The organism is Actinobacillus indolicus, from assembly GCF_004519515.1.
Classification (GTDB): Bacteria; Pseudomonadota; Gammaproteobacteria; order Enterobacterales; family Pasteurellaceae; genus Glaesserella; species Glaesserella indolica_A.
Genome location: NZ_CP038145.1, coordinates 601,481 through 614,928 on the forward strand (window position 1 = coordinate 601,481; position 13,448 = coordinate 614,928).

General features: G+C 42.7%; 9 protein-coding genes. 1 reads left to right on the forward strand and 8 read right to left on the reverse strand.

All coding sequences use genetic code 11. The features are described from left to right. The first annotated feature begins 172 nt into the window (after positions 1–172). Positions 173–3,085, forward strand: coding sequence for an RNA polymerase-associated protein RapA (rapA, locus tag EXH44_RS02885; protein WP_162856193.1), 2,913 nt, complete (start codon positions 173–175; stop codon positions 3,083–3,085). Between the two features lie 38 nt (positions 3,086–3,123). Here rapA and treC read toward each other — a convergent pair whose 3' ends face one another. The 8 genes from treC to rep all read right to left on the reverse strand — a co-directional run bounded on the left by treC (position 3,124) and on the right by rep (position 13,419). Beyond that, positions 3,124–4,749, reverse strand: coding sequence for an alpha,alpha-phosphotrehalase (gene treC / locus EXH44_RS02890; protein WP_162856194.1), 1,626 nt, complete (start codon positions 4,747–4,749; stop codon positions 3,124–3,126). 76 nt (positions 4,750–4,825) lie between these two features. After that, entirely contained in the window at positions 4,826–6,250 is a 1,425-nt protein-coding gene (gene treB / locus EXH44_RS02895) for a PTS trehalose transporter subunit IIBC (RefSeq protein ID WP_162856195.1), read from the reverse strand. A gap of 172 nt (positions 6,251–6,422) precedes the next feature. Then, positions 6,423–7,028 (reverse strand): recombination mediator RecR, encoded by a 606-nt coding sequence (gene recR, locus EXH44_RS02900; RefSeq protein ID WP_162856196.1) that lies wholly within the window; start codon positions 7,026–7,028, stop codon positions 6,423–6,425. Positions 7,029–7,094: 66 nt separating this feature from the next. Next, entirely contained in the window at positions 7,095–7,424 is a 330-nt protein-coding gene (locus EXH44_RS02905) for a YbaB/EbfC family nucleoid-associated protein (RefSeq protein WP_005712069.1), read from the reverse strand. Positions 7,425–7,518: 94 nt separating this feature from the next. Continuing rightward, positions 7,519–8,346, reverse strand: coding sequence for a ZIP family metal transporter (locus EXH44_RS02910; protein ID WP_135676339.1), 828 nt, complete (start codon positions 8,344–8,346; stop codon positions 7,519–7,521). A gap of 17 nt (positions 8,347–8,363) precedes the next feature. Continuing rightward, positions 8,364–9,362: a DUF3298 and DUF4163 domain-containing protein gene (locus EXH44_RS02915; protein WP_162856197.1), complete on the reverse strand. Its 999-nt coding sequence runs from the start codon at positions 9,360–9,362 to the stop codon at positions 8,364–8,366. An 86-nt stretch (positions 9,363–9,448) separates the two neighbouring features. Next, positions 9,449–11,284: a dihydroxy-acid dehydratase gene (ilvD, locus tag EXH44_RS02920; protein ID WP_162856198.1), complete on the reverse strand. Its 1,836-nt coding sequence runs from the start codon at positions 11,282–11,284 to the stop codon at positions 9,449–9,451. 113 nt (positions 11,285–11,397) lie between these two features. Further along, positions 11,398–13,419, reverse strand: a complete 2,022-nt coding sequence (gene rep, locus EXH44_RS02925) for a DNA helicase Rep (RefSeq protein WP_162856199.1) — start codon at positions 13,417–13,419, stop codon at positions 11,398–11,400. Between the last annotated feature and the right edge of the window lie 29 nt (positions 13,420–13,448).

Consider the following 13,448-nt stretch of genomic DNA (forward strand, 5'->3'; position numbering starts at 1 on the left):
TAAAATATTTAAGGGGTATTCCACGATTTGAAAATAGCCTGATGCCGTTATGCAAAAGCGAAGTATGCCGTTGTGGCATAATTGCAAGATTCGTTGTAAATCTTACCGCTTGTTGATTCAAAATCAGGTAAAATACCCCCGAAAATTTTAGTAGAACAGCAGAGAGGTAAGTATGAGCTTTGTAGTCGGACAACGTTGGATTAGTGAGTCGGAAAATAACTTAGGATTAGGCATTGTCACCGCAGTGGATAACCGCACTGTGACCCTTTCATTTCCTGCATCGGACGAACAACGTGTGTACGCTGTTGCCGTTGCCCCTTTAACCCGTGTGCAATTCCAAAAAGGCGATCGTGTTACCAGTGTTGACGGCTGGCAGTTAGATATTGAAGATGTCGTTGAAAATCAAGGGGTTGTACTCTATTTAGGTAAACGTGTCGATACTCAAGCAGAGAGCGTTCTGCCTGAAATGCAACTCGATCATAAAGTGAGTTTTAGTAAACCGCAGGATCGTCTATTCTCTGCCCAAATTGATCGCAGTGATCGTTTCGCCCTGCGTTATCGTGCCTTGAAACATCAACAAGCCCAGTTTCAATCTGAACTGCGTGGAATGCGTGGTATTCGTGCAAGCCTAATTCCCCATCAATTACATATTGCTAAAGAAGTCGGGCAACGTCTTGCCCCCCGAGTGTTACTTGCAGATGAAGTGGGGTTAGGTAAAACCATTGAAGCAGGTATGATTTTGCAACAACAGCTTTTCTCTGGGCGAGTAGATCGTGTGTTGGTGCTTGTGCCGGAAAGTTTGCAACATCAATGGCTGGTTGAAATGCTTCGTCGCTTTAGCCTGAATTTCTCACTGTTTGATGAAGAACGTTGTGCCGATTTCACGAAGAAAGATGAAGATAATAACGACATCAGTGAAAATCCGTTTGAAACGGAAGCCTTAGTGATTGCGTCTATTGATTGGTTATCGGCAAATCCACAGCGTGCTAAACTGGTGCTTGATGCCGATTGGGATATGTTGATTGTTGATGAAGCTCATCATTTGGAATGGGACGAGCAAAATCCAAGTATGGCATATCAGTTTGTCGCACAACTATCCAAACAGATTTCAGCGGTCTTGTTACTCACGGCGACCCCTGAGCAATTAGGACAAGAGAGCCATTTTGCTCGTTTAGCCTTGCTAGATCCTGACCGTTTCTACGATTATCAAGCCTTTGTGGAAGAGCAGAAACAGTATCAGCCAGTCGCCGATGCGGTTGCTACCTTGCTGAACGATAAGCCGTTAAGTGCCAAAGAGCAGGAAAGTATCAGTGAATTGCTGGCGGAAGAAGATGTTGAGCCGATGTTCCGTATCATTAACTCGGAAGCGAGCGAAGAACAGCGTCGGGAAGTCCGCCAAGAGTTAATCAGTGAGTTAATTGACCGACACGGAACAAGCCGTGTGTTATTCCGCAATACTCGTCAAGGCGTAAAAGGCTTCCCACACCGTATTTACAACGAAATTGTGCTGGAAATGCCAACGCAATATGCAAATGCCTTGAAAGTAATAGGTATGATGGGCGGAAATAAGATGGAAGATCTGCTCTACCCTGAACGCCTATTCCAACGTATGAACCCAAATGCGAAGTGGCACGAGTTTGACCCACGCATTGAATGGTTAATTACCTTCCTGAAAAATCATCGTGATGAAAAAATTCTGGTGATTTGTAAACAAGCGGATACTGCCATTCAGCTAGAACAAGTGTTGCGTGAAAAAGAAGCTATTCGCTCTGCGGTGTTCCACGAAAAAATGTCGATTGTGGAGCGAGATAAAGCCTCTGCATACTTTGCTCAACAAGAAGATGGTGCGCAGGTGCTAATTAGCTCAAGTATCGGCTCAGAAGGTCGAAACTTCCAGTTTGCACGCCGTTTAGTGCTGTTTAATCTGCCTGATAACCCGGACTTGCTCGAACAAAATATTGGGCGTTTAGACCGTATCGGGCAAAAACACGACATTGAAATCTATGTGCCGTGTTTCAATCATTCCACCCAGTTGATCTTGGCGGAATGGTACCATCGTGGCTTAAATGCCTTTGAAGAAACTTGTCCGATGGGGGCGACGTTATTTAGAGAATTTAATGCGGAACTCACCGCTTACCTACTCAATCCTGAACGTAGCGAAGCCTTTGAAGCCTTTGTGGAACAGACCCATAAACGCCAGCAACAGCTTAAAGTGGAATTAGAAAAAGGGCGAGATCGTCTGTTAGAACTCAACTCGAACGGCGGTGAAACTGCTCAACAATTAGCTCAAGCTATTGCTGAACAAGACGACAATCCGCAGTTAGTCAATTTTGCCTTGAATTTATTTGATGTGATTGGCTTAGAACAGGAAGACTTAGGCGAAAAAAGCATTGTGATAAGTCCGACAGGACATATGCTGGTGCCTGATTTCCCTGGACTTTCTGAAGAAGGCAACACCGTGACTTTTGACCGTGAACTTGCCCTAATGCGAGAAGATGTGTTGTTCTTAACGTGGGATCACCCGATGATCCGCAACGGAATCGATCTTATTACGTCAGGTGATATAGGTAAGAGTGCGGTTTCATTACTCGTCAATAAAAACTTGCCGGCAGGCACGTTACTGCTTGAAGCGATCTATATCGTAGAAGCCCAAGCACCAAAAGATTTACAGCTCACCCGTTTCCTACCACCAACGCCTGTGCGTATCTTGCTGGATAACAAAGGCAACGATATGGCAGCGCAGGTGTCGTTTGCAGGGCTAGAAAAACAGCTCAAGCCGGTCAATAAACAGATGGCAAATAAAATTGCGAAGATGGCTCGTGGTGATATTGAGAAGCTGATTGCATTCAGTGATGAAAAAGTTGTGCCACAAGCACAAGCCTTGATTGAACAAGCAAAACAGAATGCGGATCACACTTTAGGTGCTGAATTACACCGCTTGACATCACTACAAGCGGTGAACAAAAACATTCGTGCTGATGAAATCCAAGCCTTAGAGCAGTTGCGAGAAGTATCACTGAAACACCTAGACCAAGCAAATTGGCGATTGGATAGTTTAAGGGTGATTGTGAGTAATCAGGCATAAATAATAAAGGCGGTTAAAACCGCCTTTAATTATTAAATTTAAGCTAGCAAATAAATTGCTTGATAAGGTTTCAATGTAACCTGATTAGATGTTATATCTATTTCATCATTATTATTCATTAAGATAGTGCCTTGTAATGTAAGCGCTACTGTCTGCTCTTGATTACTCAAATTCGCCACTACCGTCAATTTTTCCGTTGTGTTGGTGCGTTGATAAGCCCAAACGGACGGATGTTGTGGCAGTAAATCTTGATAGTCACCATCGGTTAGCACAACTAATTTTTTGCGTAAGGCGATTAGCTGTTGGTAGGTGTAGAACACGGAATTTTTATCTGAAAGTGCTTGTTCTACGTTGATTTCATTGTAATTGCGTGCCACATCAATCCACGGTGTGCCTGTGGAAAAACCGGCATTTTTCGAGCTGTCCCATTGCACAGGTGTGCGTGAATTATCACGGGATTTTTGCGCAAGAATTTTGATAATCATATCTTCGCTAACACCTTTTTCTTTCAGTTCCGCATAGGCGTTTAAGCTTTCCACATCACGATATTCTTCAATGGTGGCAAAATTCGGGTTAGTCATTCCGATTTCTTCCCCTTGATAAATATACGGCGTGCCTTGCATACCGTGCAGCAACATCGCTAACATTTTTGCCGACGTGGTGCGAAGTTCGCCTTCATCGCCAAAACGGGAAACGATACGCGGTTGGTCGTGGTTACACCAGAACAACGCATTCCACGCTTTGCCGTGCATACCTTGTTGCCAGTAGTTGAAGATGGACTTCAATTCCACATAATCAGGCTTTGCGTACGTCCATTTTTCGCCGTTTGGGTAATCCACTTTTAAATGGTGGAAATTGAAGGTCATCGACAATTCCGAACCGTTCAAATTGGCGTACTGTTGGCAGTGTTCCAATTTGGTGGACGACATTTCGCCGACAGTCATTAAGCCGTATGGCGTTAAGGCGTTTTGATTTAACATTTGTAAGTACTGATGAATTTTTGGTCCGTCCGTATAAAAACGACGACCGTCGCCTTCAAAATCATCTTCAAATTTTTCAGGTTTGGAAATCAAATTCACCACGTCTAAACGCAAGCCGTCAATGCCTTTTTCTGCCCAGAATTTGCAAATATCAAATAATTCTGACCGCAGTTTTGGGGTTTCCCAGTTTAAATCTGCTTGTTCAGGGGCGAATAGGTGCAAGTAGTATTTTTGTGCTTTGTCCGACCATTTCCACGCCGAACCGCCGAATTTGGATTTCCAGTTAGTCGGTTGTTCTTTCCAGATGTAGTAGTCGTGGTATGGACTGTTTGGATCTTCGCCTTGTTTAAACCATTCGTGGAAGGTAGAACTATGATTGAACACCATATCCATAACTATACGGATATTGCGTTTGTGTGCCTCGGCAATTAGTTGTTCAAAATCCGCCATTGTGCCGTAACTTGGGTCGATATTGCGGTAATCGGCGATGTCGTAGCCGTTGTCAATTTGTGGCGAAACGTACATTGGTGTAATCCAAATGCCGTCAATGCCGAGGGTTTGTAAATAATCAAGGCGTTTGATGATCCCTTGAATATCGCCCGTGCCGTTCCCAGTCGTGTCTTGGAATGATTTTGGGTAGATTTGATAAATCACCCCGTTTTGCCACCAGTTTTTGTTGTTCATCTTTTTTCCTAAAATAAAAAATACAAGCGGTCAGATTTGTAAAAAATTTTGCAAATCCGACCGCTTGTTTATCCAATTATTCGATTTCGCCTTTCAACACTTTACGTTTATAAACCATCATGGTTAATAAAATTGGGACGATAATTGCTACTAACATCGCAATCGCAAAGGTGCCCCAGAATTGATGTTGAATAGAGAGAATACCTGGTAAACCACCTACACCGATACTGCTTGCTAATACGCCAGCAAAACCACAGACTAATGCTGCACAAGCCGAACCAATCATAGCGCATAACATTGGGAAACGGTATTTTAAGTTAATACCATACATTGCAGGCTCGGTAACACCTAAGTAAGCAGATAATGCCGCAGGCACCGCTACTTCACGCACGCTTGCTTTTTTCGCCATAATTAATACCGCAACGACTGCTGATGCCTGAGCAATATTGGATAGTGCAATTAAAGGCCAAACCGGTGTGCCGCCAATGCTTTGGATCATTTGCATATCAATCGCAAGGGAAGTTTGGTGAACGCCTGTCACTACTAACGGTGCATATAAGAAACCGAATAATGCCGCTCCGATTGGGGCAAATTCACCTGTCATTGCTGCTTTCACCACATAAGCTACGCCATTGCCGATTTCACGACCGATAGGGCCGATAATTGCGTGGGCTAAGAATACCGCTAAAATAATTGATGTCACGGGTACAATGATTAAATTCAAGAAATCTGGCACGATTTTTGTTAAAAAACGTTCAATGTAGGAGAGCGTTAAACCAGCCATAATCGCGGGGATAACTTGGGCTTGATAACCTACTTTATCAATTGAAAAGAAACCAAAATCCCACACTTCAGGCACTTGAGATCCTAATGCGTAAGAGTTCATCAACTGTGATGAAACTAAGGTAACCCCAAGTACGATACCTAAAATTGGTGATGTTCCCATTTTGCGTGCAATAGACCAACAGATACCGACTGGTAGGAAGAAGAAAATCGCTTCGCCGATTAACCATAAGAACGAGTGCATACTTGCCCAAAACGCACTGATTTCTACCAATGTTTTGGTACCGTCCTCAAACATTTTGATGTCGCCGATCACATTGCGGAAACCTAAAATTAAACCTCCGCTGATTAAGGCTGGCAATAACGGAATGAAAATATCCGCCATATGAGAAATTGCACTTTCATACCATTTTTGGTTTTGGCGTGCAACGGCTTTCACTTGCTCTTTATCGACGCTTGCTAAGCCTGTTTTTTCCAATAATAGTTTGTAGTAATCGCCCACTTCTTGCCCAATCACGACTTGATATTGACCGCCAGTAGAAAAGTTCGCTTTTACCATAGGTAATTCTTCAATCGCCTTAGCATTGATTTTACTTTCATCGTTTAACACGAAGCGTAAACGGGTAATACAGTGCATCACAGTTGCAATATTGTCACGACCACCGACATATTCCACAAGTTTATCGATATTTTGTGGATCGATTTTTTGTTTAGCCATAATAAATCCTAATGGAGTAATAAAATTGTGCAAATTATAGATTTTGCCTAAACATTATCAACGGGAACGTTCCCAGTATGTGATCAAGATCACAAAATTTAGACAAAATGACTATTTAAGGATTAAAGGAGGAAAAAGAATTGGGCACTTGTTTGTGCCCAAATAAGAAAGATTAAAGAGAGATATCTCGTCTTCCAACAAACGAATGAGAAAGACTTGTTCCGTCAACCATTTCTAATTCACTTCCAACAGGAATCCCGTGTGCAATGCGAGTGACTTTAATATTGTGAATGGAACACATCTCCGCAATATAATTTGCAGTAGCATCGCCCTCAATCGTTGGATTGGTTGCTAGGATCACTTCGTGGAAAGATTCTTCTTCTAAACGTTTTTGCAGTAAATCTAAACCGATTTCACGTGGTCCAATTCCATCTAAGGGAGATAAATGCCCCATTAATACAAAATAACGCCCTGAAAATTGCCCTGTTTGTTCAATCGCTTGAATATCTGCTGGCATTTCAACGACACAAAGTTGTCCGCTCATTTGACGGCGGTAGTTTTGGCAGATAGCACACTCATCTTCTTCGGTAAAGGTACGGCAAGATTTACAATGCCCAATGTGAGTCATTGCTTCGCTCAATGCTTTAGCTAAATTCACACCACCTGAACGGTTACGTTGTAAAAGATGATACGCCATACGTTGTGCGGATTTTGGACCTACGCCTGGTAAGGCTCGTAAGGCTTCCATAAGATTTTCAAGTAAAGGGCTACTTTGCATAATTGATATGATATAAAAATAGTAGCAGGGGCAAATTGCCCCTACTTAAAGTGATTAATTAGATGATTAGAATGGGAATTTCATACCTGGCGGTAATTGCATACCCGCAGTAACGCTTGCCATTTTTTCTTTTTGCATTTCATCTGCACGGCGAACGGCATCGTTGAATGCTGCTGCGACTAAGTCTTCTACCATTTCTTTATCATCTTCCATTAATGATGGATCGATTTCGATACGACGGCAGTTATGTGCACCATTAATTGTCACTTTCACCAAGCCAGCACCTGATTCACCAGTTACTTCTAATTGTGCGATCTCTTCTTGCATTTTTTGCATACGCTCTTGCATTTGCTGAGCTTGTTTCATTAAGCCGCCTAAGCCACCTTTTCCAAACATTTGATAACCTCGTGATAAATTAATAAAAAACGCTCGCATTCTACTGAACACATTCTGTCGGTGCAAGCGGTAAGATTTAAGGAATTTTTTGCAATTAGCCTAATGCGACATCTAAAATCATCATAATAACAAATCCAAGCATTAAACTGAGTGTAGCAATGTCGGTGTTTCCATTACTTTGTGATTCTGGAATAAGCTCTTCAACCACAACGAAAATCATCGCACCTGCCGCAAATGCAAGAGCATAAGGCAAAATTGCTGTCATTGAAATCACAAATAATGCACCAATCACTGCGGCAATCGGCTCAACAATGGCAGACAATGATCCGTAAGTGAATGCTTTCATACGGCTTTTCCCTTCACCTCGAATCGGCAGTGCAAGGGAAGAGCCTTCAGGAATATTTTGCAAGCCAATCCCAATGGCTAAACCAATCGCTCCCATAATCGAAGCATCAACACCTGCTACATTAGCCGCTACTGCACCAAAAGCAACGCCAATCGCTAATCCTTCAGGGATATTGTGAATCGTAATTGCGAGAAAAAGTAGCATAGATTTAGGCAATTTGCGTTTTAACTCAATCCCTTCGGCTTCTTCAATAGATTTGCTCAAATGCAAATGTGGCACAATATAGTCAATCGCACGGATGAAAAATCCGCCCGCTAAAAAGCCCACAGCGGCAGGAATCCAACTTAAACTGCCATAGCTCGGTTCAGCATATTCAAGTGATGGTGCGAGTAAAGACCAAAACGATGCAGCGATCATAACCCCACCGGCAAAGCCCATCATTGAATCTAAAATTTTGCGATTTACCGTTTTAAAGAAAAAGACAAAAGCGGATCCAAAAATGGTACAAAACCAAGTAAACAACCCTGCAAGCAGTGCTTGCATTGCAGGGTGTAAAGATAAAAAGTAATCTAGCATTGTTATACCATTAACACTTAAAAACCCGCCTCAATATACTTGTCTCGGCCTTGATACTCTTTGGGTAAGAACTCATTAATCTCACCCCAATATAATGTTAGTTCTACTTCACCCATTGAAAAAGGACCTAAAGCATAAGGTGGATAAACAAATGTAATGCCTGATTCTGAAAAATAGAATTCTTCGGAGAAAGTTAACTCTGCTTTAGCGCTAAAAGGTTCACTATTATCACCAGATAATAGCGCCCATTCGTCCACATAGCGATTCCATAGTGTTTCTTTCAAAGCTGCTTGTTCTTTCTCTGACAAGAGATCAGACAACTTAATAATAGCTTGTTTATCAGTATCAATATTCAAGTATGTTGTACTATACATTCCATGAGCGCCACCTGTATAGCTATTATAAAATTGGGAAAAAACCACTAAATTATTACGCTGATAGACATAATTACTATTCATCACTTCTGTATATGCGATAGCTGGATTTTCTTTCGCATCAGCAATCATTGCATCAAACTGTTTTTGAATAACCTTCAATGCCGTTTCACGCTCTTTGCCTTTTTCTACTTTTGGTACTGGAATTTTATTGCCTTGAGCATCAAATTCTCCGCTCCAATTTTGAATAAATTCGTTATAAATTAACGTATCTAACCATTCGATGTTGGTCTTAGGAAGCGTAATGCCTACTTGAACAAGCGTTTCTTCTCGAAAAAATTCATCATCGCTATTCGGATCTTTTTTATGTTTTACCACTTCTTGCTTATCAAAAAGTGTTTCGATCTCAACCCTTAGTGCAGGGAAAGCTGATTTTGCTTTTTCCGCTTCAGCTTTTAGATCAACTAATTCTTTACTCGCATTGTCTAACTCAGCTTTCGTTTTCTCTAAATCACTTTTTAATTGAGAAATTTCCTGCGTAGATTGCTGTACTTGAGCAGTTAATGCATTTTTTTCTTTATCATCACAAGCAGATAAAAAAATCGCAGAAGAAATCGCTATTGCAATGAAGGACTTTTTCATAATGGCTCCTTAGAGTGATTGGACAAGCGGTGAGATTTTCTTTTCATTTTGCAAAATGTCAGAAAGATCCCACCGCTTGTGTTTAATTAAATTTTGGTTTTATCTCGAACTGCACCTTTATCCGCAGAGGTCGCAAAATGTCCATACACTTTTAATGCAAAAGAGACTTCACGTTGACGGTTTGCTGGCTTCCAGCCTTTCGCATCTTGTTCTGCGCGTCGTTGAGCAAGCTCAGCTTCAGGCACAGCCAGTTCGATTTTACGGTTTGGAATATCAATTTCAATGGTATCACCATCTTTAACAACCCCAATTAGTCCACCTGCAGCGGCCTCTGGTGAGCAATGTCCGATTGATAAGCCTGATGTACCGCCAGAGAAACGACCGTCCGTTAATAAGGCACAAGCCTTGCCTAAACCCATAGATTTTAAGTAGCTAGTCGGATAAAGCATCTCTTGCATACCCGGTCCGCCTTTAGGGCCTTCGTAGCGGATAACCACAACGTGTCCTGCTCGTACTTTTCCACCTAAAATGCCTGCAACAGCATCTTCTTGGCTTTCAAACACAATGGCTTCGCCTTTGAATTTTAAGATTGATTCGTCCACCCCTGCGGTTTTGACGATACAGCCGTCTAAGGCAATATTGCCCGACAACATTGCTAAACCACCGTCTTGGCTGTACGCGAATTCTTTGCTACGGATACAACCATTTTGGCGGTCATCATCGACCGTATCCCAACGGGTGTCTTGTGAGAAGGCTTTAGTGGTGCGAATACCTGCCGGCCCTGCACGGAAGAATTTATGTACCGCTTCATCTTTGGTTAACACAATGTCGTACTTCGCAATCTGCTCCGCAAGGCTTAAGCCTAACACCGTACGAGTTTGGTTGTTCAATAACCCTGCACGATCTAGCTCGCCTAAAATTGCCATAATCCCACCTGCACGGTGAACATCTTCCATATGGTATTTCGCTGTATTTGGTGCCACTTTGCTTAAGCAAGGAACTTTGCGAGAAAGGCGATCAATATCCGCCATGGTGAAATCCACTTCCGCTTCTTGTGCAGCAGCAAGTAAGTGTAAAACGGTGTTAGTTGAACCGCCCATTGCAATATCTAAGCTCATTGCATTGTCAAAGGCTTCTTTGCTTGCGATAGAACGCGGAAGAACGGACAAATCATCTTGCTCATAATATTTTTTGCATAGCTCAACAATTTGCGTACCTGCATCCAAGAATAACTGTTTACGATCAGCGTGTGTCGCAAGGCAAGAGCCGTTGCCTGGTAAACTTAAACCAAGCGCCTCAGTTAAGCAGTTCATTGAGTTTGCGGTAAACATCCCCGAACAAGAACCGCAAGTTGGACAAGCGGAACGTTCAATGGCGGACACATCTTCGTCTGATACATTTCTATCAGCAGCTTGCACCATCGCATCAACTAAGTCTAACTTAATGATTTGATCAGATAATTTCGTTTTACCCGCTTCCATCGGACCGCCAGAAACGAAAATTGTTGGAATATTTAAACGCAACGCCGCCATTAACATTCCTGGGGTGATTTTGTCGCAGTTTGAAATACAGACCATCGCATCGGCACAATGTGCGTTCACCATATATTCCACGCTGTCCGCAATTAAATCACGGCTCGGCAGAGAATAGAGCATACCGCCGTGTCCCATCGCAATCCCGTCATCAACTGCAATGGTGTTAAACTCTTTTGCCACGCCACCTGCTTTTTCAATTTGCTCAGCAACCATTTGTCCTAAGTCTTTTAAATGAACGTGTCCTGGTACGAATTGGGTAAAGGAGTTCACCACCGCAATAATCGGTTTACCAAAGTCATTCTCTTTCATTCCCGTTGCACGCCATAAAGCTCGTGCCCCTGCCATATTACGACCTTGTGTACTGGTCGCTGAACGTAATTTAGGCATAAATAATCTCTCCAAATGTTGATGTTGTGTTTTAATCTAAAAAATTTTGCAAAATATTTGCAGAATCAGACCGCTTGTTAATGATCGCATTCTAACCGATTTTTACAGGAACGCTACTTTCTATTTGCTTTTACCATTGCCATGAGATTATTTAATCCAGTAGAAACTTTTTGTTGGCGTTCTTGCTCGCTTAATTGCGGTTTGTCTTTTTCCCATTGCAAATCATCTTGCGGTAATTCGAGTAAAAATCGGCTGATTTCAGGTTTAATCACTTCGCCGTATTGACGGCGTTCTTTGCATAAAGAGAAAGTAAGCGTCTGTTGCGCACGAGTAATGCCAACGTAAGCCAGACGACGCTCTTCTTCCACATTATCTTCATCAATACTGGTTTGGTGAGGCAAAATGCCTTCTTCCATACCGATCAAAAAAACGTGAGGAAATTCCAATCCTTTGGACGCGTGTAGCGTCATCAGTTGCACCTGATCGCTCTCGTCATCACCTTCGCCACGTTCCATCATATCTCTTAGGGTCAAATTGGTGACGACTTGATTTAAGCTCATTGGCTCGCTGAGTTCATCGCCTTCCAACATTTTCTCCACCCATTCAAACAGCGTTTGCACATTGCGACTTTGCATTTCTGCGGATTTCGGGGTTGCCGCCGTTTCGTAGAGATAGGCTTCATATTGAATTTTCGCCAGCATACCTTGAATTGCAGATTTCGGTTCGGATCTGACCGCTTGATCGGACAATTCCACCACCCAACGCGCAAAATCCTGCAAGGCTTGATAAGGCTTCGGGGTTAAACGTTGGATCAGTTCAAAATCAAAAATTGCTTCAAACAAACTCACCTGTTTTTCATTGGCAAGTTGCCCTAATTTTTCGAGCGTCGCAGCCCCAATTTCCCGTTTCGGCGTATTCACAATGCGTAAAAATGCCGCATCGTCATCTTGGTTCACCAACAAACGCAGATACGCCAACATATCTTTGATTTCAGCTTTAGCAAAGAAAGAAGTTCCGCCTGAAATTTTGTAGGGAATTCGGTTTTGGATCAGCAACTTTTCCAACAAGCGAGATTGGTGATTGCCACGATACAAAATCGCATAATCTTTATACTTGGTTTTGCGTGAAAAACGGTGAGCAATCAACTCACCGACAATGCGTTCCGCTTCGTGTTCTTCATTTTTCGCTTCAATCACATTGAGTTTCTCACCCTCGCCCAACTGCGAAAACAGGCGTTTATCAAATAAGTGATCGTTGTTATCAATCAGAATGTTGGCACAATGCAAAATCCGTTGGCTAGAGCGGTAATTTTGTTCCAGTTTAATCACCTTGAGCTTCGGGAAATCCTGTTGCAGCCGCCCCATATTTTCCGGTTTTGCACCACGCCACGAGTAAATCGACTGATCGTCATCGCCCACCACGGTAAAATTGCCCTCGTGACCAACCAACAGCTTAATCAATTCATATTGGCTGGTATTGGTGTCTTGATACTCGTCTACCAACAGATAACGAATTTTCTGTTGCCAACGCTCTTTGGCTTCAGGAAACTGCTTAAACAGTAAGGTCGGCAACATAATCAAATCATCAAAGTCCAAGGCATTATAGGCTTTGAGCTGGTTTTGATATTGGTCGTAAAAATGGCTGAACACCCGATCACGATCGCTTTTTGCTAAGGCAATCGTCTGATCGGGCAAAAGCAGATCGTTTTTCCAGTTAGAAATGGTCGCCACCAGTAACTTCAGCAGATCTTTATCTTCCGTCACATTTTCAGGCAACAGATGTTTCAACAACGCCAGCTGATCGTGTTCGTCGAACAGCGTCATCCCCGACTTATAGCCGAGTAATTTATATTCACGTTTTAAAATCTCAAAACCAAGGGTATGAAAGGTTGAAATCGTCAATCCCCGACTGCTTTCCTTACCGATAGAATGTGCCACACGCTCACGCATTTCACGGGCAGCTTTATTGGTAAAAGTCACCGCTGCAATCTGCTTGGGCGAATAACCACAACGGGCAATCAAATGTGCAATTTTATTGATGATCACCCGTGTCTTGCCCGAACCGGCACCCGCCAGCACAAGGCAAGCCCCATTGACATATTCTACCGCTTGTTGTTGTTGTGGATTGAGTTTCATGGTATTTCCCTTTGATGTAAGCGGTATGA